The sequence below is a fragment of the Anabaena sp. 4-3 genome, from assembly GCF_001597745.1.
In the GTDB taxonomy this organism is placed as follows: Bacteria; Cyanobacteriota; Cyanobacteriia; order Cyanobacteriales; family Nostocaceae; genus Trichormus.
In genome coordinates this window covers 1-26,496 of the sequence record NZ_LUHJ01000076.1, presented here as the reverse complement: position 1 = coordinate 26,496, position 26,496 = coordinate 1, and the positions used below count along the sequence as shown (strand labels likewise).

Below are 26,496 nucleotides of genomic sequence, written 5' to 3'. Positions count from 1 at the left end.
AGGAAGCTAGGTTTTTCACTAGCAAGGAAATCAAAGTTAAACACCACCTATTCCCCGCAAGGGGACGGAAACCTCTAATACAATGTCATCAAGAGGATTAATCATGAACAGTTAAACACCACCTATTCCCCGCAAGGGGACGGAAACTTATATTAACAGACTTAGGGATAGGAACTTCCGTTACTAGTTAAACACCACCTATTCCCCGCAAGGGGACGGAAACTTTTGTGTAGCCTGCTAAGGCTTCCTCATAATCTTCTGGTGTTAAACACCACCTATTCCCCGCAAGGGGACGGAAACTGTTCGTACAGGTTTACGAATCGTTCGGCATCCTTGGCAGTTAAACACCACCTATTCCCCGCAAGGGGACGGAAACACATAGTTGCTACCAGGGAGAAAAGGAAATTGTTCTAAGTCGTTAAACACCACCTATTCCCCGCAAGGGGACGGAAACTTGATTTGACAGTAATCTTTTAGCCATTGCCAGGAGTCTTTAGCGTTAAACACCACCTATTCCCCGCAAGGGGACGGAAACAGCTACTTGAGCTTGTAATTGAGCAACAGTGGTGTTTTGAGTAGTTAAACACCACCTATTCCCCGCAAGGGGACGGAAACTTGGATGTATTCGTATCCAACAGCACCAGGGATACTAAACAGTTAAACACCACCTATTCCCCGCAAGGGGACGGAAACCCAAGACTTTGTAGCTGAAAAAAGATTTGGTAGTGAGTACAGTTAAACACCACCTATTCCCCGCAAGGGGACGGAAACGAGGTAATGTCAAGGTCACAAAGAATCAAGGAATTGTGTTAAACACCACCTATTCCCCGCAAGGGGACGGAAACAAGGAAATAGGTAGTTTACTAACACTTCCCCCCTTGTCCAGGTTAAACACCACCTATTCCCCGCAAGGGGACGGAAACGCTTCCTTATAGGTAATAGGATTGTCTTTGAGATGACGGTAAATAGTTAAACACCACCTATTCCCCGCAAGGGGACGGAAACTTTACTTAGATATATGGAGTCCATAGCATCTTCATCTCTAATGTTAAACACCACCTATTCCCCGCAAGGGGACGGAAACAAGCAATATAAGCATCAGTAAGAGGTTGGCACATTAAGTTTCGTTAAACACCACCTATTCCCCGCAAGGGGACGGAAACTCCATCTCTGCTTAGTTTGCCATATTTTTCCACCTTGGGTTAAACACCACCTATTCCCCGCAAGGGGACGGAAACTTTAGTTGTCCAAGCAGCTTTCATTAATTGAATTCTACGTGTTAAACACCACCTATTCCCCGCAAGGGGACGGAAACGTAACTTCTCCATCTTTTCTCTGCCAAGCTGCAACATATCGTTAAACACCACCTATTCCCCGCAAGGGGACGGAAACTCTCCACAACTCTCAAACTCTACATCTCCACATGAACTTTCTGTACCTGTTAAACACCACCTATTCCCCGCAAGGGGACGGAAACTCAATATTTTCTTTCCTTTATTCTTCTTCTATATAATAACCTGTTAAACACCACCTATTCCCCGCAAGGGGACGGAAACTTGGCGGAGTTGTACAACTCCAGAGGGAATTACTTCTTGGGTTAAACACCACCTATTCCCCGCAAGGGGACGGAAACTTCTCTCATTAAGAATGAGAGTTCTGTCCTGGATAAATTGCTCAAAGTTAAACACCACCTATTCCCCGCAAGGGGACGGAAACTTCATATAAACTCTCCCTTTGTTATGAGCATAGTTCTGCTTCACTTCAGCTCAGGTTAAACACCACCTATTCCCCGCAAGGGGACGGAAACTTGCAGAGTAAGTAGCCAATAACTCTGCTGTTTCTTCAGGTTAAACACCACCTATTCCCCGCAAGGGGACGGAAACACTTTGTAGGTAATTAAATACATTAGGAGACTTACTGTTAAACACCACCTATTCCCCGCAAGGGGACGGAAACTCAATCTCTGTTAAAGATTGTTGAGAGTACCCAGGATACGTTAAACACCACCTATTCCCCGCAAGGGGACGGAAACAGATTTTAACCATCCTTGATAAAGAAGGTAGCATTTGGAAAGTTAAACACCACCTATTCCCCGCAAGGGGACGGAAACGCTAATTTGAAATTCCACCCGTATTCAGAATTAGTTGTTAAACACCACCTATTCCCCGCAAGGGGACGGAAACATAAAAGGAAATAAAGCAACCATGTGAGTTCTCCTTGGTTAAACACCACCTATTCCCCGCAAGGGGACGGAAACTTTAGTGTAGGGTAAGTAGACTTCTTCAGTAGCCTGATATCCTTGTTAAACACCACCTATTCCCCGCAAGGGGACGGAAACTGTCTGCCTTTATTTCCAACGAGTTCCCAATCACTATTTAGGGAGTTAAACACCACCTATTCCCCGCAAGGGGACGGAAACATAAAACCTCCACCATGATATCTTGCCAGATACCTACGTTAAACACCACCTATTCCCCGCAAGGGGACGGAAACTCTTTAATAGCAGCATATTTTTCTTCATCTCCAATGAAGGGTTAAACACCACCTATTCCCCGCAAGGGGACGGAAACTTCTAATTTCAATCTCAATTAACTCACCTGCAACTAATTCTTTTACGTTAAACACCACCTATTCCCCGCAAGGGGACGGAAACTTCAGGGAAGTTAGTATTCATGTGCTCAAAGAATCCCTTAAGGTCAAGGGTTAAACACCACCTATTCCCCGCAAGGGGACGGAAACGTACTGACTCATCGGCAATTACAGCATAAGATTCTTGGTTAAACACCACCTATTCCCCGCAAGGGGACGGAAACTTAACCTTCTTACCTTTGAGACTCAAATCCCATAGAGCATGAGGTTAAACACCACCTATTCCCCGCAAGGGGACGGAAACTAAGTAAGTTTACATACTTTCTACTCATATAAAAATAATATCGGTTAAACACCACCTATTCCCCGCAAGGGGACGGAAACAAGAAATAAAATATAGAGTTGACATTGAAGTAAATTTATATGAGTTAAACACCACCTATTCCCCGCAAGGGGACGGAAACTCCTGTCTCCATATTCTTAGCTGGAATATGGATACCTTCAGTTAAACACCACCTATTCCCCGCAAGGGGACGGAAACAGGAACGCTACAGCATCCTCTTGATAGGGGACGCATGTTAAACACCACCTATTCCCCGCAAGGGGACGGAAACCTTAAATCAATTCTACAAAGCAGTCAATTTGCTTATCAATTGGTGTTAAACACCACCTATTCCCCGCAAGGGGACGGAAACCTTCTACTCCAGTACCTTGGTCTACAAGAACCCACTTGGTTAAACACCACCTATTCCCCGCAAGGGGACGGAAACCTGCAAACTATTACTCCGTTATTTTCTTCTCCTTCGCAGTTAAACACCACCTATTCCCCGCAAGGGGACGGAAACTTCTACCTCCGCATGATACATAGTTATCAAGTTGTCTTGCGTTAAACACCACCTATTCCCCGCAAGGGGACGGAAACTCAAAAAGGGCTTCAGTTAAAGAGACTTGAGACAATGTTAAACACCACCTATTCCCCGCAAGGGGACGGAAACTAACATAGGTGATCGTTTGGAGATTACCTGTGATGATTATGTTAAACACCACCTATTCCCCGCAAGGGGACGGAAACATTCCCAACTAGTAGGTTCCATTTTATGACTTACACGTTAAACACCACCTATTCCCCGCAAGGGGACGGAAACTCCTTTGTTAGCCAAGGTGACTAAATCTTTTCTGTTAGTTAAACACCACCTATTCCCCGCAAGGGGACGGAAACTCAGGAATTATCCAACACCAAGCCCTCACATCTGTGTGGTTAAACACCACCTATTCCCCGCAAGGGGACGGAAACACAGCTAACTTAGGTTCACTCAGCTTATTTTGTTCAGAGTTAAACACCACCTATTCCCCGCAAGGGGACGGAAAAAATGGGTGACGGTAGTTACCGTCAAAGTTAGTTATTCCAGGGGAGGCGGATTTATGATGATGTCTGCTGCTGATAATGTTGTGAGATTAAATGCTCTCCATTGACGGGTGACGTACTTGAATCGCCCAATACCAAAGTCTCTATTAGTAGTGAAATTATCCCATCGAGAACGCATGGACGACCAGTAGTCACCACCAATCGAGAGTAAATACCGAGCGCGATCGCGATCATCTGGTTTAGATAGGTCATCAATAATCAGTCTAGCTTGTGCTGTCGCTAATAATCCAATTGTATTTTCTGGATCAAATTCCACTCTTTTGTGATTCCAAAAATGGAAGTTATATCCATTACCGGCTTTTGTGGAAATACTTCCATCAGGTTCAACTCGGATGTCTGCGGGGATGTTAATATCGCGTTTGAAGTCCTCTCGATATGCTCTTCCGCGAACCCTGAGAGAACTAACCAATAAATGCCATTTATAATCAGATTTACTCAAAGCATACACCTTGAGATTTTTAATTTGTACACGAGTATTCTTTGCAGGGTTTCCCTTCTGATCTTCGTATAGCTGTCCCCACCCGATTAGTACCCTCCAGTTTTTAGAGTTACTAGGATTTAATTTAGGTCGTTCTGCCCAATCATAGTGTAGGGGTACACCGTGGGGAATTCCTTCATGTTTGAACTTGGGATTTGAATCTGAGATAATTGTGCGTACTGAATTAATTGGCAGGGTGTGAGTGATTGCCTGGGGAACAAACACACAAGCGATCGCTATACTCAAGGCACAAACCCAAAGAGTGATTTTTTTACTGTTCATATTTCGTAATGAAACGATAATTAATTATACTTTGGGTGTTTGAGTGATCACGTTTAAATAGGTATCCTCACCCTGTTCTATAACTTTGGGGAGAGACAAATAAATGTCATCTGCAATAAATGTGACGAAATACTAAACAATATTGACTTTTGTAGCCGAATTGCTAAAGAAATCTAAGGAAAATGGCACAGTAGCTACACTCAACTATATAAACAGTTGTAAGGGAGTGAACGGTGATCATTATCGGTTCTGTTTCTACCGGATGGAACTGACAATTTCATCAAGATTGTTAAGTTTACGTCGGTCAATTAATCCTTTGCAAGTAGGGTGAAAATCTATGAAGCAACCATATCTATCTCCCGACGATTTACCCACACAAAGAACTACTTTGATTAGTGAAATATTAATTAGTCAACTGGAAGAAGCGACGAAAAAAAAGTTTTATGTGACTTGTAGACATAGTGTGAGGATTTTGTTATCGAGTTGTCATTGGTATTTTAAAGTTAATGGCGGAATTCTGATGTTAATTATGGTGTGTCATGATATTGAAAGTTATCAGAACATTATGATGAATGTTCCTTACTTGGCGAAAAAATTAAAACTTTTTGCCAATAATGCCAGAATTAGCTTGAGTTCTCCTGTTAATCAAGGTATACCTTGGGTAGTTAGCATTAATCAAGTTCTGTCTGGAGAAGATGGTTACAGCACCTAAAAGGGATAAGTTTTCTTGTTAGGATGCAGTAAAATAATAGGCATTTTCACCCCTCATCACCGTCGGTGAGGGTAATTTTGCCTCTGGGGGAATGTGTAGAGATGTTTCATGAAATGTCTCTACATTTATTTGTGCAATGTTCCATAAATTAAGGGCGGGCTGGACAGCCCACCCTACAAGATGGATAATTTATTGATGGGATTTAGCTAACAAACACAAAATTTGTATTTGCATCTAAACCTGTGACACCGTTAACGATCGCCACTGTTTGACCACCTAAGCCAATGTGGGTGTTACCATTCATTACATTCAGAGTTAAAGTATTGCTGGTAATACCTTGTACTCCAATCACGTCTACACCCATCTCAAAGTCAAGGATAGTATTAGCACTATCAGGTAATTCACCACCATATACAATCCAGAACTGATCAGCACCAGCACCGCCAGACAGCAAGTTACCGCCACCAGACTGGACGTAGAATTCGTCATTACCATCACCACCAAGGGCGCGATCGCCACTACCTAGCCAGAAGATATCATTACCAGCACCGCCAGACATCCGATTACCACCTTTACCCTCGGTAGCATCAAAGATGTCATCACCAGCACTACCAAAGACGCGATCGCGTCTGTTGACGTAGATGATATCATCACCACTACCTAAATTCACCCGGTTACGGCCTGCAATTGGTGAAGATACGGTCTGTAAATCCACCTCATCGTTACCAGCACCAGTAAATACACTGTCATTGATGCCATCGAATTGAGCATTGCCTGCAACTAAGGTGTCAGCAGCAGCACTACCAGACACTAACTCAGTTTCTTGTTGTGCAGCAGCTACTTCTGGTGTGACACCAAACAGTGTCTGATACATCAGATCATAAATCCCAGTATTGTCCACGGTGCTGGGTAACTTATCAGCATTCATCCCGTAGGCTTTAGAAACAATACTACCAGGGAAATCAGGAGTACCTACCCAAGCTACACCAAAGTTACCCATCGGCCCATCTATGCTGTCTTGAGCAGAGAATGGTATCCAAGGTCTTTCTGCGCTAGCTGTACTACCGTTAACCCCATCCAGAAAAGCTTGGTTGGTGTTAGTTGTCGTCGGGTTAACTCTGATGAATGGTACTTCTGGTTGACTGTTAGCAAGGTTGGGATTACTAGCGTCAAAGTTGCCCTGGGGACGGGTATAAGGTGCGTATTGGAAAACCTCCATCCCACCCGCATCACTATCAGCAGCAGTAATAACTAAAGTGTTGGGATCTTGGTTTTTCACATAATCCATCGCTACACCAATCGCCGCATCAGCACGCCGTAATGCCTCAATCGTGCCAGGTGCATTGTTGGAGTTAGCGAAGTTGTCTGTACCCTCTTCTTCCAAGACTACAAAGAAGCCATCAGGATCTTGAGAGACAATCTTTAAAGATGCCTCTAACATCTCTGCTATTGTGGGAGCAGTATCGACATATAGAGGTAGAGGGTTGTCGCTATTGAGTCCTAGTTGTTCTTCTCGACGCGCGTCAAAGGTGTGACTAGCAGCAAATACACCGAGGAGTTTAGTGGGTGGATTGGCACTATTTACCACCTGATTCATCTGCTCTTCAGTGTAAACCACAGTATAGCCCAAGGACTCAGCCAACTTAATCAAGTTAATACTGGGACGGCGTTCTGCTCTAGTTTCTGAAGCATCGATTTCAGGTGTGACGTGGAAACCTGTTGTGCCTATTGGCAACATATACAGTTCTCCACCACCCATGATCACATCTGTACCAGAGCGAATTACCTGCTCGATAATTTCTGCATACTTATCTCGCGCTCTGATATTGTTACCATCACGGTTAGTAGTTTCCGCAGCAAAGGCGGCAGTACCAGGTTCAGCCAAGTGACCAGATTGAATCAAGGCTGTGGCTTTTCCTGCGGCAATGGCTTCTTCTAAGATTGTGTAGCCAACTTTACCAGATGCCGGAGTGACGCGGGAGTTATCTCCATTTAAACCAAAGGATTCGTTAAATACCTTCACCCCAGTAGCGTGGGTAACTGCGCCAGCGTTGGATGTCCCTGTCAACTGGTTTTCCATGTGTCCCAGGTAAACACCTGCATTGGACATATTATCCCAGTTCAATCTCCCATCAGGCCCTTTGTCAATGTTGCGAAGTGCCATGTAGTGAGAAGGACTCGTACCATCTGGGTGAATGAAAATTACATTTCCAGTTTGTTTGGTAGCTTGGGGTGCTGGTGTGGGTTCTGGGTTACGAGATTCTAGTTCCACATCGAACAGAGTCTCATACATCAACTCATAAATTTTGGTATTGTCTAAAGTTGCAGGTAATTTATCTGCATTTAAACCATGCGCTTTAGAAACTATAGAACCAGGAAAATCTGGTGTACCCGCCCAACCAATACCAAACTGAAACACATCACCATTTACATCAGGTGCAGCAACAAAAGGCGCAGTGTTAGCCCCAGTTTGTCCGTCTAAAGGTACGTTACGGGATTCTGTAGTGGGGTTGTTGTTAACAGTACCTACTGTTGCACCAGTGCGGGGATCTCTGACTTCTAAACCACCGGCATCACTATCAGCAGCAGTCAATAACAAGGTGTTAGGATGCCTGTCGATGAACTCCAGTGCTTTCCCAATGGCTGCATCGGCGCGGCGCACACCTTCGAGTGTCCCAGCCGCATTGTTGTTATTACCGAAGTTGTCAGATCCTTCTTCTTCAACGATGGTAATTGAGCCGTTGCTAAAGTTAGGATGCTTCTCCATCAGTTGTTGGGTAATTTCCAACATCTCAGCGATGGTTGGGGCTGTTTCTCGATAGAGAGGTAATCCATCCCGTGTTAAAACTTCTTCAGGGCGATCGTTGAAGGTGTGAACAGGCGCAAATACACCTAATACTTTTGTTGGGGGTGTAGGTAAATCAAGTAAAGCTGTGAGTTGTTCTGCTGTATAAACAACTGTATAACCTAAACTTTCTGCCAGTTCTATGAGGTTTTCTGTGGGGCGTTGCAGAGAATTGATACTAATAGCGTCTAATTCCGCCGCAGTACCGTGGAAGCCATCAGTACCTACAGGTAACAGGTTGAGTTCACCACCACTGAGGATAAAGTCAACACCTGATTCAATCACCTGTTTGGCAATTTCTGCGGCTTGGGCGCGAGGTACAGTGCGACTGCCGTTAGGGTTAACAATCTCTTGTGTCTGAGCAACAAAGGCGGCTGTACCAGGCTCAAAGATAGCTCCAGATTGTACTAAAGCGGTGACTTTATTAGCGGCGATCGCTTCCTCTACAATTGTCTTGCCTGTATTGGCAGCACCAGATAAAGGTACAATCTGAGAACCATCTTCTTCAAAACCAAAGGATTCTGCATAGACTTTAGCACCAGTTGCATGGGTAACAGCACCACCATTGGATGTTCCACCCAACTGGTCTTCCATGTGACCCAGATACACACCAGCATTAGATAATTTATCCCAATTCAAGCGTCCGTCAGGTCCTTGATCTACAAACCTTGCAAACGCATAATGAGATGGACTTGTTCCATCTGGGTGGATGAAAATAACATGATTACCGTTATTACTGTTTGACATAACACCTCTGATTAACTTGCGTCTCGCCAGCTATCTTCAAGAAACCAGGGTTACGTTAAGAAATCTTACTAATCAAAGTTAAGCCGAACTTAAGTCTTGATTAATTGCTATCTTTAAGTATTGAAAATTTTCTAGAAATAATATAGATAAAAGTCTATAAATGAACAGATTTTCAACATCTGACGCACCCTACTAATGTGCCAGTTGCGTAAGTAGAGACGTTGCATGCAACGTCTCTACACTATGGTCTAATTAGCGGAAAACTGCTGTAAGAATCAAGCGCATTTTCATCAACAAACGGTATAAAGCTGACATTCTCTAGCGACATCAGCCGCTATAGTTTGGCGCAGATCCCAAGGAAGAAGAACTTCTACTATAGGCCGCCAAGCGCGTAGACGCATCATCACATTGTGATCACCATGTCGATATTGCACCCGGTAATAAGCATCCTCTGGGGAACGATGGGCGAGAATTTTTAGTAATGCGGCTTGTTCGGGGTTGGCTGTAGACTTTTGGATCAGGGTTTTGACTTGTGGGTAGGCGATCGCCTTAAATGTGTCATGGCGAAATGTACGGTCGATGTAGCGGTCGTGATAATCTCGGTCAAAGCGTAACACCATCAACCGAGGTTTTAAATAGAAATCAAAACCCCAAGCTTGAGACATTTGTATTTCAATCTCATCTGAGGTGGGTAAGTTGTGTTGATGGTAGCGTTGTTGCAGATGCTTGGGAATGGCTGGATGTGTCCAGTCAATCGGGGTAATATCTTTTATCCTGTCTAGACGGAAATTATACCAGTCTGTTTTGTGGTCAGGACTTTCCCCAAAAGCGCAGAGATAAACCGCACGTTGCACATAATAAATACACACTGGATACACTACACAGTTAAATGTGCTTCCCAATCTGGCACTGCTGTATGTGATTTTAATCGGTGGTACTGGTGTTTTTTCCCACAGCTTTTGTAGTTGATATTGCAAGTTGTCTACTTCATCTATAGCCGTGACTACATAATCGAGTTTGAAGAAAAACCGCCGCACCCCGCAGATTTCTTGAGATAGATTTTGAGCGATCGCCACCAAATCCTCTTGATTGAGAAAGTGTAATTCATTACTATGCAGCTTAGTGGTGATCGGACGAGTAGGGAATTGCTGCACACGGTAATATTTCTGCTGGTGTTTCTCCAGCCAACCCAACTCTGTGAGAATATCTAAATCAGCTTGCAGAGTGCGACGAGTCACACCAAACAATCGTTGTTGGAGTAGCTGATCTAAATTGGGGATGGGGGTATGTGTGGAAAGCGATCGCCTCCATTGGGATTGTTCTAGTCCGGTTTTACTATCAAACAACCAATCGGCGATAGTTTTAGCACAGGGACATTGGCGATGATGCAGTTCAGGAATTGCTTCCCCCTTGGGGTGAGAGGAAAGAAAAAAAGCATTACGCCAGTCTGCAAAACTGAAAGCATCATCTAATAATAAACGGTCTTGAGCATCACCATATAAACAACGCAACCATACCCACAAACGTACTGCACGAGGTAAGTTCTGTTTCAGAGAACCCCGCGCTAACCATTGCAACAACTCTACTTGGGGAACATCAGCAAAAATTGATTCAGACACTTTTTTTAGGGACTGGGGATTGGGGATTGGGGATTGGGGACTGGGGATTGGGGACTGGGGATTGGGAAAGAATTTCTCCCTTATCTCCCTTGTCTCCCTCATCCCCCTCATCCCCCTCATCCCCTTATCCCCGTAACTTCTAGCATACAACAATTTGGAAGCGGGTTCTTCCAGCCCCGTGTATGATGTATCCATCACTGGAGAGAAAACAATGGCTACCTATAAAATTGAGTTAAAAGAAGGGATTTTACGTGTTGGTTTTGGTGAACCTGCCCAAAATGACCAAATTGTGCGGGATGCAGCAGCGCAACTGGAAGAAATGGCAAATTCCGGGGAATTAGCAGGGGGGCCGTTACTGAAGATTAACGGGCCGATATCTATACCTGTGGCGTTTGTGTTGGCGCATAAACTTGCACATATTTACGGTGCTGTAGCTTTTTATGATCCAAAAATAGGTAAATATGTGACTTGCATCACACACAATCCCGCATATAAACTAGGAGACCTTATTGATTAAAACCCATCAAATAAGCAGCTAGAGGAGTTGTTTTGAGAGCAAACTTGCAATCATGAGTACCTATGAAATTAAGTTACAGGGTGATATCCTGAAAGTAGGATTTGGCAGTACCCTAGCGACAGGCGATCGCATCGTCCGGGATGTAGCGGCAAAGTTAGATGAGATGATTACCCAAGGTGAGTTACCGGGTGGTTCTCTGATCAAAATTAATGGCAGAGTTTCAGTATTAGTTAGTCAGGTATTAGGGGATAAATTAGGGAAATTGTATGATGCGATCGCCCTATTAGATCCGAAGATAGGCAAACCAGGGATAGATATATATGTAGTCACCATTAGCAGACATCCCAACTATCAAGTCGGGGATATATTGGATGTGGTGCGAGAGTCCAACTCTGAAGCCAACCTGAAAGTTGTATTATGTGGCTTTGCGAATACTGGAAAGACTTGTTTTCGCGATGGATTAAAACAAGCACTATTGCAGATTTCCAATGCGCCGGAATCATACTTTATGTCCGGTTGTCCTGATGGGGATGGTTCGTGGTACAGCGAAACCGCCCGACGTGATCCTGATTTAGCAGCACAGTTAAAAGCACAATACAAAGCTAGATTTACCGCAGAGTTCGCCAAACTGAAAGCGCAAGAAGTCAGAGGTATCAATACACCGATATTTGTCTTTGATATTGGCGGAAGAATATCAGACGAGAACCGCTTGATTATGGCGGAAGCTAACCACACGGTGATTTTAGTTAAAGATGAGGCGGAGATTGCACCTTGGCGACAGTTGTGTGAGTCCTTGAATTTGCAAGTTATCGCGATAATTTTCAGCGACTTTCTGGGGAATGAGGATGTTATTGAGTCGGAATCGCCGATTTTACGCGGTAGGGTGCATAGATTACAGCGAGGTGAGGATGTTTCCCAGCGTTTGACGGTGCAAGCTTTAGCGCGGTTGTTGGTGGGGTTGAGTATTAGTGAAGTTTTAGGGAGATGAAAGTTTTATGGTGACAAGTTCTCAAGACGTTGCATTACAGGTGATTCAACAGGCGATCGCAGCGTTAGCTAAATGGGCTAATTTTGCTCATCCTCCTCTCAATGAGGAGTATTCAGAGGTTGAAAGGGCAAAGGAAATATTAGGCTGGAACGAAAATACAAGTGTTGGATTATTGCGTCTGCTATTTGACAGTGTAAATTTATCTGATGAACCAAATAAAGAACCATCAAACACTCATTACCATGCACTAGCAGCTATTGAAAATCAAGATGAAAGCTATTCGACAATACCTTACCCATTGGACGATAAACCTGAAGAAGCACAGGTGTCTTTCAAAGCTGAAATTAATCAGAAAATTTCCGACTATCTCAAAGATAACTGGCAAAACCTTTCTTTATTGATGCTGATCTTAGAAAAATTTGGTTCCTGTCTTAGCTTTGGTGCAGTTGATGTAGCTTTGGTAGACATGGCAAGAATTACAGCAGCGATCGCCACAACTTTAATTAATAATCCTGCCGAAAAAATTAGCTTAATTGCTGGCGATTTATCTGGAATTCAAAAATTTATTTATACTATTTCTTCTGATGGGGCTTTAAAATCTCTCAGAGCCAGGAGTTTTTATTTAGAGTTAGTTACAGAAGAAGTAGTACAGCAATTACTATCAAGATTAAAAATTCCTCGTACTAACGTGATTTATGCTGGTGGTGGTAACTTATATATTTTGGCATCGGCAAGTGAAGACAATACCAACGTTGTTCAACAAGTACGACAACAATTTAATAAATGGCTTTTGGAAGAATTTCAAGGTAAAGTCTTTCTAGCTTTGGATTGTTTAAACTTGCCAATTACAGAAATTGCCAGTGCTGAATTTGCTAGTCATTGGTCAAATGCAACCAAAAATCTAGCTGTACATAAATCTCAGAAATTTGCAGACCAAATTAGCAATTTTATTAACCCACGTCATAGTCATGAACCTTGTCGCGTTTGTCACCGTGACGATGTAGAACCAGAAAAATTAAAACCTCTTAACAAAAATCAGCCAGATTCAGTTTTGGCTTGTGGAACTTGTCGCAGTATGTTCGATTTAGGAAGTGATTTATTTGGAGTGAAAGCAATTGTCCGCTCAACTCGTGAAAATGTAGGAAGTAAATTACCTACACTGTCATTTAAACTTCCTGCAAGTGATGACTCTCCTGCTGTCAATATTTATTATCATTGCTTCAAAACTTGGAAACCAATAGTTCCAGAGTCAGACATGGTTCTATTAGTCAATGATTGGATATTAGACCATTATCAATTCAAGCATTTTAAAAATGTTTCTCCCTTGTTATTAGGTAACTATGGTAAGGGAAATGAAACCGGGAAAAATCATGCAGAAGAAGTACAAGGCTTTATGCGTGCTGAAGAAATGGCTGCCAAAGCTCAAGGTATTGATAGAGTTGGTTATTTAAGAATGGATGTAGACCGACTCGGACAAATATTTGCTAAAGGCTTAGGTGAACAGCAAACTTTACCAAGATTGGCTGGACTTTCACGGCAAATGAGTTATTTTTTTAAAGTTTATCTCAACAGTTTGGCACAAAAAAGACTAGCAAATCTTCCTGAAAATATTCAGCAAGTATCACTAAAAGATGAAAAATATAATATACTATTTATATATGCAGGGGGTGATGATTTATTTGTGAGCGGGGCATGGAACGAAATTGTAAATTTTGCCTTTGATGTTTACCAATCTTTTCGCACCTACACTGGGAGTAATCCACATATTACATTATCAGGTGGAGTCAGCATTGAAGATATCAAATTTCCACTTTACCTAGCGGCGAAATCATCAGGTGATGCTGAAGATGCTGCTAAGGGAAATGGTAGAGATAGTTTAGGCTTATTTGGTCAAGTTTTTAAATGGGATGAATGGCTAGGACATCCTCAAAAGACTAAGTTTGATGAGATAAATGAAAGATATGCTAATCAAGAAGCTAGACCAAACCTCTTAGGTGTATTACCGTTTGTTAAAAAATTAGAACAACAGAATATAGGAGTAGATTATTCCCGTAGTTTTGTGCGAAACTTGCTGATAACTGCACAGATACAAGAGCAGGTTTTAGAAAAGTTTAAAGATAATCAAGAATCTAAGGAGGCTGTAGATACTCGCTATTATTTGCATCTACCAAAGATTGCTTATACTCTAGCGAGATTACCCAAAGATGTATTAGATGACAGTGATTTTCGGACTTCTCTGAAAAGTCCTTATAACGCGCCTTATTTTCGGGCGATCGCTACTTGGATTGAACTTTTAAATCGTTCATAAATATATGCCAGAACCAATTAAAGCAAAACTAACTTCTCCACCAACCAACTCAAGACAATTAACTACTCAAACAAATATGAGTAATACACAAAATATTGTTGAGGAAATTGTTAAAACTATTAATAGTTTGACAAATGGACTAAAAACATATCCTATCCGAAATCTAGTTAAGCACGCTGAACAATTTGGCCCTTATCTCAAACAGCAAAGGTTAGAAACTAACCAAGTTCGTAAATTCTTAGATGCTGTGAATCGTTTGAAAGCTGACTTAGCTGAAACAGGTGAATTTGCCAAAATTGAAACAGAAGTAGTTCTACTGAAACCAAAATTGGCATACGCCGCAGCTAGACAAAAACCCGCCAAACCATTAAGTGAAGTGATGTCAGTCGCTATTGATAAAGTTCACAGCAAAGAAGATTTTGAGCGTCTAGTTCAATTAATTGAATCAATTATTGCTTATCACAAAGCTGAAGGTGGAAAATAATCATGCCAGTATCATACGCACAAAAACCCTTGCTCGGTAAATTAACACTTACCAGTCATATCTCCGCCGAAACAGGATTACATATTGGTGGTGGTGGCGAAAATTTAGATATCGGTGGACTAGATAAACCTATAATTCGTGATCCTCTAACCAAGTATCCTTATTTACCGGGTTCATCAATAAAAGGAAAACTACGTTCTATTTTAGAAAGGTTATTAAATAAACCTCTAAACCGCACTGGAGGTAGTGGCACTTGGCGTTATGAAAGCGATGATTTAGCAGATGGGTTTACTGAAGTAGAAAATGGACATTTTGTTACTTACGAAGGTGCTAGAACCTGCCAAATTAGTCGCCTGTTTGGTTCTACTGGCGGGTCGAAATTTTGGCTACCAATTGAAACTGCTAGAGATGAAGGATTATATGAAGAAAATAGAAATAATCCTACTCTTACAATACAAAATCAAAATTGTATTAGAATCAATCGTGGACGCAACGCACCGGCTCGCTTAATTATCCGTGATAGTCATTTAGTACCAGAATCAGCAGAAAAATTAAAACAAGTTGACACTGGTTTATACATGACTGAGTGGAAATTTGAAAATGGTATTGACCGAGTAACAGCAGCCGCAAACCCCAGACAATTAGAACGTGTCCCAGCCGGGTCAAAATTCCAGTTTGAATTGGTGTACACCGTAGAAGATGCTAACCAAGCCATAGAAGACTTACAAAACATTGCCATAGCACTCGCCATACTTGAAGATGACGCACTCGGCGGACATGGTTCAAGAGGTTACGGCAAAATTAGATTCCAACATTTCAATTTTTCCTATCGCAGCTTGGCACAATACCGCCAAATTACAAATCCCTCTGGAACATCTGACATACAACCATTTCAACCCATCGCTGATACGCAAGCACTTTTAAATAACTTCGGAAGTTTACGGGATTACATACAAAGATTATTGCCAGGAAATGAATCATGAGTGTTTGGAAATTAGTAAAACTCAACTTTGGTCGAAGTCCGGCGCACTTCGGCGAAGTAGGAATTGGGATGGAAGAAACCAGCGATCGCGTGCGTTCCGATGCTTTGTTTAGTGCCTGGGTGAGTATTTATGCACGGTTGTTCGGTAAAGATGCAGTGGAGGAGTTGTTACAGCAATTTCCCTCTCAAGACAAACCGGAACTCATACCCCCATTCCGTATCAGTTCTACATTCATCTACCGAGAAGTAGGCGATCGCACAATTTATTACCTTCCTCGTCCCCTCAAATTTCCCACTAAATACCCTGATGATGATTTAGCGTTTTTCAAAACCTACAAAAAACTTAACTACTTACCCTTAGAACTATGGCAGAGATGGTATCAAGGAGAAGGAGTTAAAGACAGCGACATTCAAGAATTAATTGATGAAACCAAAAATAAATCTCATGGAGAACTCCGACAATTAGGAACTTTTGACTACAAACAGGCATTTCACACTGATAAAGTGCCAAAAATTGCAGTAGACAGAGTTACCAGAGCCACCAACCTTTATCATACTGGCTTTGTACAATTTGCTTGGGATAAAAACCCAGCAGGTTTATACTTTCTCCTGCAACTATCTTCAGAAGGTGAACAATTAGCAGATAAATTACACGCTGCATTAAACCTGTTAGGAGAAGAAGGAATTGGGGGAGAACGTTCTAGTGGTGCTGGCAGATTTGACGTTACTTGGAGTGAATTACCAACAAATTGGCAGCAGCTAGTTGACTTTAGCGATGGTAAATATCACAGCATCTTAAGTTTATTTTGGGATTCTTCCATAACAGAAGATTTCTTAAAAAACGCTAGCTATGAAATACAAGAACGGGGAGGTTGGATAGTTGACAATCAAGTAAGGCGCAAAATGGTGCGAATGTTTAGCGAAGGGTCTGTATTTCTGACACCAAAACCACCAGCAGGAAAGCTAGTAGATGTCACACCAAAAGAATTCAGAAAACATCGCATTTACCGTAGTGGTATCAGCTTAAGTCTACCAATTAAAGTCAAGGAAAAATAAAAATATGGTGGTTTCGCTTTCCTCACCTCTGCAAAAGCCTGACTTCTATCAATCAAAAAGAATACTGTTGACCAGTCCCATTTTACATATTGGCTCATCTGTATCTCAATTGAATCCTTTTGAGTATGTGCAGACAGATAAAAAAGTTTACCTACCCAATCAAGAAGCATTAGCCAAGGGTTTGTTGTCAAAAGGCGGAAGCTTTTTTAACAACTACATTCAAGCTATTGAAGAACGTCAAGACATCACCAGACTTTTAAAACAAGCCTTTGGTAATGAATGGTGGAACGCTAAAGATAGCAATGATAATCTAATTTTTCCCAAAGAAGCCATCAGCCAAAAGCTAACAGCAGATAAAATTACAGATTTACGTTCCATGATTCGCAATGGTATGGGACAATTATTCATCCCTGGTTCTTCAATTAAAGGCGCAATTAGAACAGCCATAGCCTATCATTTACTCAAACACGCTGACCGCTATCAAGTACCATCCTCTAAACGGGTGAGTGCAATTGAACAAACCTTAAGAGAAAAACTAGGACAATTCAACCCATATCAACAGAAATTCTTAGATGATGAGCTATTTATGAATAGCTTGTTTTCAGAATTTAAACTCACCTATCAAGATAGAAATTTTGCAGCTAGAGGGCCAAACGCTGACTTTTTAAGAGCAATCAAAGTCACAGATTCTCAGCCATTAATAGAAGATAAAATTACCAACAAAAAAGGGCAAAAAATACCAATAAACCTTGCTGTTGTAGCTGAAGTGATAATTTCTAGTAGATTTCCTGATTACTTAGCTAAGTATAAAGCATCTATCTATGCTGAAATGGTGCGTAATGTCCAGACGGAATTCACCTTGACATTAGATACAGAAATGCTCTCTTGGTTTAAACATCACAAAGGAATGAAGTTACCGTTTAACAACCTGGATGAACTATTAGAAATATGTCAAGAATTCACTCAAGAACAATGGGATTATGAACATGATTACTGGCAAGACATCGAAAATAATCCTAGAGCAGCAGGAAAAAACTTAGATTTTAATTATATTCGAGAATTTTACGAAAACGAAAAATGTCCTTATAGCTTAAGATTGGGTTGGGGTAGTGGAATGAATGGAACAACTATAGATTTGTTATTTACCGATGAATTACGTGAAAAAATACGTGATAATTGCGGTTTAAAAGCACCCGGTTTTGAAGCACCAAAATCTAGACGCACTGTGATGAATTCCAACGGTGAAATTAAGTTTGTACCAGGATGGGTTAAATTTAAGACTTTATCAAACTAATGCTAATTCGTTCTACTTGGACTCTCAGCGTATCCGAATCAACAGTTTTACCTCGTTCCTACAGTTTGGAACTGGTGAAGCAACTACACCAACAGCTAGGCTTAGAAATGGGAGGTAACATTCCTTCTCTTTCTTACTCAGGAATTATTGGCTCATACTCTAAATCAAAAGATTTTTTGAGTTTTCATCCAGAGGAATTTTATCAATTATCACTCTCTGGATTACAAGATGTTGCAGCTAAAACAATTTCTAATTTTGATTTTGGCGATTGTTTAGAATTATTCGGTGCTAAGTTTAACGTCATCAACCGTGAAGATGAAATTACCAGTTACGAAGAACTATATACAACCTTAGTAGGGAATGAGCCAGAACCAGCCAGAAGCTTTGACTTGCAATTTATCACACCTACAACTTTTGCTCAAGGTGGAACAAATTTACCTCTACCAGTACCCAATTTAATGTTCCGCAGTTGGTTAGAACGCTGGAATAACTTTGCTCCTGTGTATTTAGGAAGCGACGAATTAATAGCTTATCTTAGCAATGCAGTCCTGCTTAAACATCACAAAATTCAAACCCGAAGTTGGCAATTACATAAAGGTTTTGTGAATGGTTTTGTTGGTGATGTGAGTTTACAAGTTTTCCACCGTGCTGATCCCTTACTTGCGAATGTGGCAAATTTATTAGTGCAATATGCTCAGTTTGCTGGTACGGGGATGAAAACACGTTTAGGGATGGGTCAGACAATAATTAGTACATTGAGGAGAGAACCATGAGAAGAATAATTACATTTCTAGGACTTCAAGCAAAGACAACTACATATAGTTTTGAAGGTGAAAAGTACGATGGGGCTGTATTTGCAGAGGCTTTACACAGATTTTTTCAATATGATTCTATGCTAGTTTGTGTCACAAGTGAAGCGAAAAAAAAGACTTTTCCCATTTTAGAAAAATTAGAAGATGAGCGCATACAAGCAGTTGAGATACCAAATGGTGAAACTACTGAAGAAATGTGGGAAACTTTTAAAATCATTACTGAGAAAGTCAATGAAAATGATCATGTAATATTTGACATTACGCATGGTTTACGTTCTTTACCATTTTTGGTATTTTTATTTGCGGCTTACCTGAAAGCAGCCAAAAACGTTACAATTGAGGCTATTTATTATGGAGCTTGGGAATTAGGAATTTCTAATAATGGCATAGCACCAGTAATTAACTTATCAGAATTTGTAGGTATGCTTGATTGGATTACAGCAACCGATCAATTTATTCAAACAGGTGATGCACAACGACTTGCGAAATTACTTAATCCAGATGGCAAAGCTAGTAATATAACTAAGAAAGCTGCAACAACACTTTATGAGGTTTCGCTTGCTACACTCCTTTGCCAACCATTACAGTTAGCAAACAAAGCCCAAAGTCTGGAAGCTGACTTGTTAAAAGCACAGGAACAATTACAGTTGACAGCACCGCCATTTGAAATGCTTCGGCAGCGTATTACTGACACCTTTAGTAATTTTATAGGTGACTTCCAGCAAAATACTAAAAAAGCATTAGAGGCGCAGCTTCGTTTGATTATGTGGTATCACAGTAATAATCGTTTAATTGAGGCAATGAGTTTAGCTCGTGAATGGCTAATAAATGCAGTAACTTACCGTCTCGGTTTACCGTTTACTCTGAAAATTAGTACACGTGAAAAGCTAATTGCCAGAGCTATATCTGGTGTTGAAATGGTTAGTCGTGATGATCTTACTGTTGAAGAGCTAAATGAGTACGGCAGAATAATACATGATACATGGACTGAAAAGGATACCCTGATTCAGTTATGGAATGCTCTCCAGCCTGTACGAAATGGATTGGATCATGCTGGACATCAAGATGGAGCAATGTCCGTTAGTAAAATTGTTAAGACAGCTAATGATAAAATTAAACCACTTCTTTTTCATCTTGCAAAAACTTGGGAACTTGAGGAACTTGAATATTCTTCTGTGAGTAAATGATCAGTTATAAGAAAGGCTGACGCACGTCAAGAAATGTGGGGTAATTTTCCCAATTATCATGAAAGTAAGGTGGGCAATAATAAAAATTTACTCAAAACTTTAGATTTACGTTGTGGAAATTGCCCACTCTACGATGATTAAGAATGGTATAAGATATCAAATAACTAACTATGCAATGTGAACTGTGTGAAAGAAAGATGGCAGATTTAACAGTCCATCACTTAGTTCCACGCCAAAACACTAAACGCAAAAAACAAGACCCAGGCCCAACGGTTGATATTTGTTCGGCTTGTCATCGCCAAATTCATGCTTTATTTGATAACAAGCAACTCGCTAAAGAATTCAACACCCTAGACAAGCTCAAACAACAACCGCAAATGCAGAAATTCTTGGCTTGGGTAAGAAAACAAGACCCTGATAAACGTATCTCTGTCCATCGTCCTACATAGCTAAAGAATTGCACTATTAAGGGTAAACTCCCGGTTTTTTGAGGATTTGCTGTTGGGATGGGGTGAGGTTGGGGTAATCATCAAGATGATATGCGTTCCTCGCCCATGCTGATGGATGCGGGGAATATTTGTAAAATAAAGTGCGGCGATCGCTCACTCCCCGCCAAGGCAAAGTACCATGAGTTAAGGCTTCCGTAAATATAATCGCGCTACCTGCTTTCACGGTCACAGCCTGAACACAACCACAAGCAAATTCTAAATTACGCCATTCCTCTGGTAAAGGCAAATTACTCTTGTGACTACCAGGAATACAAGCAAATCCACCCTCACCAGGATGTACATCATTCAACTCGTAGGCGACAGCAGTTAAGCCATTATACATATTACCATTTGTGAAGTACCCCAACTAAGCTGACGCTATAGTTGCGGCTTCGCGTCTCATTCGCCATTGCCTCCTTGTACAAGTACAGATTGGTCTTACACAGCGTTTCTGGTATTGCTACCTTTATCTTCTCAAGGAAGAACCCGCGCCGCCATCCCACTTCCTGGGACAGTTTGATTGCTTTTCGTCTTACTCGCCTTGGATTTACGACAATGGTCAACCAGCTAGGTTTTCAGATTCCCCGATCTACCGATTTATCTGCGGCAAGGTTCGTACACCTACTTTGAAGTTAGCCTGTCTGTTCAATACGGTCGGGTGGGTTGTCAACCATCTGTATTCTACCGTAGATTTGACGACTTCTCATACATCTTTGACAGTCTTTCCTACGGAAAAATTGCTCAAAGATGCTATCGTCGTCGTCCGACTTATATCCCCACCTAAAATTCTTATAGGTGGGGACTTACGCCGATTTTGTTAAATAAATAATACTGGCAAGGATCAAAAGGTGTGCCACCGCCATGTAATTGCGAACCGATAGGGCCAAGACCTTGACGGATAATATGCACATAATCATGGTCTAAACGAAACTCCTCTCCTAATAACTGTTTTAAATAAGGAGTAATTCGGGGATTATCAATCAATGCTTGGAAAGGTTCACCCCAAGGTAGCAAACCATCGAAGCGCAAACATGATACTTCTGGCTGATTTTGGAGAGCAATTTGTTGCTCTAAAACTGCTTGCAAAGCTTGAATATGCTCGCTGCTTAAGGCATTCTCAATAATCAAGAATCCTTGTAAGTCAAACAAATAGCGTTCAATGTCTGTCATGGTACTCATTGCCAACATTTATTAATCATTATGTGGCTGTCAAACCTTTTGGGGTTATCTTCAGTAATTCAACATCAATTTTTATACTAAATAAATACATTGTTCACTATAGCACTGCGTTTGGTTGGTCACAATTAATAGTGATTTGTGGCGATCACGTGGAAGTTAATAAACTGTCACTTACTCAATAGGTTTTTTTTATCTCAAAAAAGATATACTTAATTAGTGCAAGGAGTGATACCGCTTCGCCTAATGTTTGTTACCAGGGAATCTGACACACCTCTTACTAATCAGGTATTACAGATGATCAATGTACAATCAAATAGGTGAATTGGTATAATAATACTCATAAAGCGATTGGCATTTTATTTACTAATCGCTTTTTTTGTGGCAAGAGACATTTAATCACACTGATTATATTTAACTAAAACTCTTTAGGTAATTAAATATACTAATTTTCACAAGGCATTGAGCAACCTAAGATAAATTATCGATCTTGTGCGGTGGGTATCCTGCCCGCCCGGAATATGGGAAGGATGGGAACACTGTAGAGACGTTGCATGCAACGCCTCTAAATTTGTAGGGGAGAGGTTTCTAGTAACCTGTGAGGCTTTTTAAACATTCTTAAACAGTCCCAATCCCCAGTCACCACTAAGTAGTATACTCAGCGTTAATCTTCACGTAGTCATAACTTAAGTCACAACCCCAAGCTTTACCACTACCATGACCATTACCGACGTTAACGGCAATTAAGACTGTATCCTCTTTGAGATAAGCACCACCGGCGGCTTGTTTCAAATATGCACTAGCGGCGGCGCGATCAAAAGGTTGGGGTTGACCGTTGTCTAACAGGAGGAAATCCCCTAGTTTAATCTGTAGGTTGTCTTGTTCAAACAGTATACCTGCACGGCCGGCGGCGGCGGCGATACGTCCCCAGTTGGGATCTCTACCAAAGATTGCAGATTTAACTAAGGATGAGCCAGCAATGGTTTTAGCGATTTGTCGGGCGGCGAGTTCGTCAGGCGCGCCTGTGACTTGCACTTCTATCAGACAGGTTGCACCTTCACCATCACGAGCGATCGCTTTGGCTAAATGCTGGCATACTGCTGTTAACATGGCCTCTAATTTTTCGGCTTCTGCACCCATCTCGGTAATTGCCGGGGTGCGAGATTCACCATTGGCTAGGGCGATCAAGCTATCATTGGTACTTGTATCACCATCCACTGTGATCGAATTAAAGCTTCTATCTGCGGCTCTAGTTAACATTTCTTGCCATAGATGAGGTGTGACAGCTGCATCACAAGTCACAAATGCTAGCATGGTTGCCATGTTGGGATGAATCATCCCCGAACCTTTGGCAATGCCACCAATACGGACTGGGCGATCGCCTATAGTAGTTTCTAGGGCTATAGATTTCGTTACTAAGTCAGTGGTGATAATTGCCCCGGCTGCTGTATCTGAACCTGTGGGAGAAAGCGCGCCTACCAAGGTGGGAATACCACTCCGCAGTGCATCCATTTTAATCCGTTGACCAATTACCCCAGTAGATGCCAACAGAATTGCATCGGCAGAAATCTTTAACTCTTTGGCTAATAACTCAGCACTTTCTTGGGCATCTTGTACGCCTTGGCTACCTGTAGCGGCGTTGGCTTGTCCAGCATTGCAGAGAATAGCACGAGCTGCGTGTTTGGCTTGCAAGCGTTGACGACAATAGTCTACACAGGCGGCTCTCACTTGACTGGTGGTAAATACACCAGCTGCGATCGCCTCTACATCTGATACTATCAAAGCTAAATCCGGTAATCCCGAAGGTTTCAAACCTGCGGTAATACCAGCCGCCTGATACCCTTTGGGAGCAGTCACCCCTCCACTAATTTCCTGCCAGTCTGCCATGTTTCTTCCCTTTACACTAATTAGCAGCTTGACTCGCGATTATACCAATTCCTCTCAAAATTCAAAATTCAAAATTCAAAATTCAAAAGATTGTTGACTGAGAAAGAATTTCTTCCTCATCCCCCTCATCCCCCTCATCCCCCTCTGCTCCCTTGTATGCAAAAAAGGAGAGCCACTTGGGCAGCTCTCCAGATCATCAGGGTGCATCTACTTAGCACAGTATAGCATTTTTGCTATGAGGTGTGACACCCTTTATTTATATATTTGTATAAATATTTTTCAGATTTTTCACTTAGGATACTGAACCGAGAATCAACACCTTGACATTTTACATTTCGCCTTGATACCGAGTCGCTCTCAAAAATAGCTGGGCGTGGAATGTGGGGGTTTAGCGATGCTAAACCCCCAAAGTTTTGTAGTGGCGTGGCAAGCCTTAAATGTTGCATTAAAACTCTCTTGTGGGATTAAGCTCTCTAGCCCGTCCGGTGCAGGCTAGAGAGCTTACACCACAAGAACTAGATTTTTGCACTACTTTAGCCTTGCCACCCTAGTAGGGTGCTTCAGGTCAAGTGTTGTTAACTGAAATTAACCATTCAGTTTCTTTTCGACCAATTCGTTGGTGAGTTTGGGGTCTGCACGTTTGTTGGTCTTTTTCAGCACTTGACCGACAAAGAAACCTTTGAGGTTGGTGTTACCGTTGCGATATTTTTCTAGTTCTTTGGGGTTAGCGGCGATGACTTCCTCAACGATGGGTTCCAGCACACTGGGGTCACTGATGAGTTCTTGACCTGCAAAGGCTTTTTCTGGTGATAACCCGGTCAATAACTCTGGTAACTTTTGTTTAGCTTGGGCATTACTGATTTTACCGCTTTCGATGCGGGTAATCACATCAGCCAGGTTAGCAGGAGTTAAACCAATTTCAGTAATGCTGAGTTTTTGCTTGTTGAGGTAAGCAGCGATATCTTGAGTAATCCAGTTAGCTGCTGCTTTGGGACTAGCACCAGCTGCGATCGCAGCTTCAAAATATTCCGCTACAGACACCTCTTCTGTCAAGACTCGCGTATCATAAGCAGATAGTCCTAGTTCGTTTTCGTAACGATGGCGTTTTTGTGCGGGTAGTTCTGGTAGTTGACTACGCCATTCATTCAGTTGTGTGTCTGAAACTTCAATGGGTGCTAAATCTGGTTCTGGGAAATAGCGATAATCACTAGAACCTTCTTTAGTCCGCATACTAATTGTCCGTTGTGCGCCTTCTTCCCAGAGTCGCGTTTCTTGGATGATGCGTTCACCCGCTTCAATAGCAGCTATTTGGCGTTCAATTTCATATTCTATCGCCCGTTGAATGGCGTTGAAGGAGTTCATATTTTTAATTTCTACCTTCGTGCCGAATTCTTTTTGTCCTACGGGACGCACGGAGATGTTAACATCACAACGTAGAGAACCTTCTTGCATATTGCCATCACTCACACCGAGATAGCGCAAAATCCGGCGGAGTTCTTGGGCGTATTCTGCTGCTTCTTGTCCTGAACGAATATCAGGTTCAGAAACGATTTCTACTAATGGCACACCGGCGCGATTGTAGTCTACCAGAGAATAGGTAGAACCAGCCAGGCGATCGCTTCCGGCGTGGACAAGTTTACCCGCGTCTTCTTCCATGTGCAGACGTGTAATCCCGATGCGTTTGCGGGTAGGATTGCCATCTGCGTCTACCAACTCAACTTCTAACCAACCATGTTCAGCAATTGGCAGGTCATATTGAGAAATTTGGTAATTTTTCGGTAAATCTGGATAAAAATACTGTTTACGGTCAAATTTGCTATATTTAGCGATTTGGCAATTCAGAGCCAAACCAGCTTTAACAGCATATTCTAAAACTTTTTGGTTGAGTACAGGTAAAACCCCAGGCAAACCCATACATACTGGGTCAATGTTAGTATTAGGGTCAGCACCAAACGCTGTAGAGCTATTCGAGAAAATTTTGGTATTGGTACTGAGTTGACAGTGGGTTTCTAGACCAATAATCGCTTCATACTCAGTTTTTACGGCTGTGGCTGTGGTCATATCACCATTTTGACGATTTTTCTGTAGGTTTCTATTTTAGCTTTTTCGCGTCTTCCCTACTCTATACAATCATCACCCTAGATTTAACGTATTAAATATTACTTCATTCCAAGAATACCAGGAAATCGGGGAATATGTAGAGACGTTGCATGCAACGTCTCTACATTTGATTTTGCTGATTAATTGCATACAAATTCCCTACATTTGATTTTGCTGATTACTGACTCACTAAACATCCGTCTTCCATTTTTACAATTCTATCGGCAATATCTAAAATGCGGTGATCGTGAGTGACTAGCAAAATTGTACAGCCTTGTTCTTTGGCTAATTTCTGCATTAAGTTTACTACATCTCTGCCCGATTTACTATCTAAAGCTGCTGTGGGTTCATCGGCTAATACTAATTTAGGATGATGCACCAAAGCACGAGCGATCGCTACTCTTTGTTTTTGTCCACCTGATAAATCATCAGGATAATAATTCAATCTCTCTCGTGACGTACTCCACACACTCCCCTTCCCTACGGGACGCTGCGCGAACGGGTGAGTGTGGGCTTCTC

The 26,496-nt window shown here is 41.9% G+C and carries 19 protein-coding genes and 1 CRISPR repeat array (1 of these 20 only partly in view); of the genes, 11 read left to right on the top strand and 8 right to left on the bottom strand.

Features of this window, described 5'->3' with window-relative positions:
- A CRISPR array of direct repeats spans window positions 1-3,958; the repeat unit is 37 nt; unit sequence GTTAAACACCACCTATTCCCCGCAAGGGGACGGAAAC (it extends 42 nt beyond the left edge of the window).
- 31 nt (window positions 3,959-3,989) lie between these two features.
- On the bottom strand, window positions 3,990-4,775 hold the full coding sequence (locus A3775_RS22400) for a hypothetical protein (protein WP_066382201.1): 786 nt from the start codon (window positions 4,773-4,775) through the stop codon (window positions 3,990-3,992).
- 337 nt (window positions 4,776-5,112) lie between these two features.
- Here A3775_RS22400 and A3775_RS22395 point away from each other — a divergent pair, with 337 nt between their 5' ends.
- Entirely contained in the window at window positions 5,113-5,487 is a 375-nt protein-coding gene (locus A3775_RS22395; RefSeq protein WP_066382203.1) for a hypothetical protein, read from the top strand.
- A gap of 202 nt (window positions 5,488-5,689) precedes the next feature.
- Here A3775_RS22395 and A3775_RS22390 read toward each other — a convergent pair whose 3' ends face one another.
- Both A3775_RS22390 and A3775_RS22385 read right to left on the bottom strand, forming a co-directional pair.
- Window positions 5,690-9,079, bottom strand: a complete 3,390-nt coding sequence (locus A3775_RS22390) for an alkaline phosphatase (protein WP_066426862.1) — start codon at window positions 9,077-9,079, stop codon at window positions 5,690-5,692.
- Between the two features lie 290 nt (window positions 9,080-9,369).
- The gene (locus tag A3775_RS22385; protein ID WP_066382210.1) at window positions 9,370-10,698 is read right to left on the bottom strand and encodes a TIGR03985 family CRISPR-associated protein; all 1,329 of its coding nucleotides are present in this window, start codon (window positions 10,696-10,698) and stop codon (window positions 9,370-9,372) included.
- Window positions 10,699-10,909: 211 nt separating this feature from the next.
- Between A3775_RS22385 and A3775_RS22380 the strand changes: the two genes are divergently transcribed.
- The 10 genes from A3775_RS22380 (at window position 10,910) to A3775_RS22335 (ending at window position 20,775) form a co-directional block, all read left to right on the top strand.
- Window positions 10,910-11,215 (top strand): CRISPR-associated protein Csx3, encoded by a 306-nt coding sequence (locus A3775_RS22380; RefSeq protein ID WP_066382212.1) that lies wholly within the window; start codon window positions 10,910-10,912, stop codon window positions 11,213-11,215.
- Window positions 11,216-11,267: 52 nt separating this feature from the next.
- Entirely contained in the window at window positions 11,268-12,203 is a 936-nt protein-coding gene (locus tag A3775_RS22375; protein ID WP_066426860.1) for a CRISPR-associated protein Csx3, read from the top strand.
- Window positions 12,204-12,210: 7 nt separating this feature from the next.
- Entirely contained in the window at window positions 12,211-14,511 is a 2,301-nt protein-coding gene (gene cas10, locus A3775_RS22370; protein WP_066426858.1) for a type III-A CRISPR-associated protein Cas10/Csm1, read from the top strand.
- Window positions 14,512-14,515: 4 nt separating this feature from the next.
- The gene (gene csm2, locus A3775_RS22365; RefSeq protein WP_197480220.1) at window positions 14,516-14,995 is read left to right on the top strand and encodes a type III-A CRISPR-associated protein Csm2; all 480 of its coding nucleotides are present in this window, start codon (window positions 14,516-14,518) and stop codon (window positions 14,993-14,995) included.
- A gap of 2 nt (window positions 14,996-14,997) precedes the next feature.
- Window positions 14,998-15,978 (top strand): type III-A CRISPR-associated RAMP protein Csm3, encoded by a 981-nt coding sequence (gene csm3 / locus A3775_RS22360; RefSeq protein WP_066426856.1) that lies wholly within the window; start codon window positions 14,998-15,000, stop codon window positions 15,976-15,978.
- Window positions 15,975-17,033, top strand: coding sequence for a type III-A CRISPR-associated RAMP protein Csm4 (csm4, locus tag A3775_RS22355; protein WP_066382220.1), 1,059 nt, complete (start codon window positions 15,975-15,977; stop codon window positions 17,031-17,033). The genes csm3 and csm4 overlap by 4 nt, the downstream gene beginning before the upstream one ends.
- Window positions 17,034-17,037: 4 nt before the next feature.
- Window positions 17,038-18,327 (top strand): type III-A CRISPR-associated RAMP protein Csm5, encoded by a 1,290-nt coding sequence (gene csm5 / locus A3775_RS22350; RefSeq protein ID WP_066426855.1) that lies wholly within the window; start codon window positions 17,038-17,040, stop codon window positions 18,325-18,327.
- Window positions 18,327-19,100: a CRISPR system precrRNA processing endoribonuclease RAMP protein Cas6 gene (cas6, locus tag A3775_RS22345; RefSeq protein WP_066426853.1), complete on the top strand. Its 774-nt coding sequence runs from the start codon at window positions 18,327-18,329 to the stop codon at window positions 19,098-19,100. Before csm5 ends, cas6 begins: the two co-directional genes overlap by 1 nt.
- A complete protein-coding gene (gene csx2, locus A3775_RS22340; protein WP_066382227.1) occupies window positions 19,097-20,326 on the top strand; it encodes a TIGR02221 family CRISPR-associated protein in 1,230 nt (409 codons plus the stop codon). Before cas6 ends, csx2 begins: the two co-directional genes overlap by 4 nt.
- Window positions 20,327-20,496: 170 nt before the next feature.
- Window positions 20,497-20,775 carry an HNH endonuclease gene (locus tag A3775_RS22335; RefSeq protein WP_066426851.1) on the top strand — a complete coding sequence of 93 codons (279 nt, stop codon included), beginning with the start codon at window positions 20,497-20,499 and terminating at the stop codon, window positions 20,773-20,775.
- A gap of 16 nt (window positions 20,776-20,791) precedes the next feature.
- On the opposite strand, the gene A3775_RS22330 is transcribed toward A3775_RS22335, so the two are convergent.
- The 5 genes from A3775_RS22330 to A3775_RS22310 all read right to left on the bottom strand — a co-directional run.
- Complete coding sequence (locus A3775_RS22330) at window positions 20,792-21,157, bottom strand: phytanoyl-CoA dioxygenase family protein (RefSeq protein ID WP_231867061.1); 366 nt, start codon at window positions 21,155-21,157, stop codon at window positions 20,792-20,794.
- A 446-nt stretch (window positions 21,158-21,603) separates the two neighbouring features.
- Window positions 21,604-21,993: a hypothetical protein gene (locus A3775_RS22325; protein ID WP_231867060.1), complete on the bottom strand. Its 390-nt coding sequence runs from the start codon at window positions 21,991-21,993 to the stop codon at window positions 21,604-21,606.
- A 642-nt stretch (window positions 21,994-22,635) separates the two neighbouring features.
- Complete coding sequence (gene argJ, locus A3775_RS22320; RefSeq protein WP_066382233.1) at window positions 22,636-23,877, bottom strand: bifunctional ornithine acetyltransferase/N-acetylglutamate synthase; 1,242 nt, start codon at window positions 23,875-23,877, stop codon at window positions 22,636-22,638.
- A 585-nt stretch (window positions 23,878-24,462) separates the two neighbouring features.
- A complete protein-coding gene (gatB, locus tag A3775_RS22315; protein ID WP_066426849.1) occupies window positions 24,463-25,938 on the bottom strand; it encodes an Asp-tRNA(Asn)/Glu-tRNA(Gln) amidotransferase subunit GatB in 1,476 nt (491 codons plus the stop codon).
- A gap of 217 nt (window positions 25,939-26,155) precedes the next feature.
- A partial coding sequence (locus A3775_RS22310) for an ATP-binding cassette domain-containing protein (protein ID WP_231867059.1) occupies window positions 26,156-26,496 on the bottom strand: 341 nt, incomplete at its 5' end.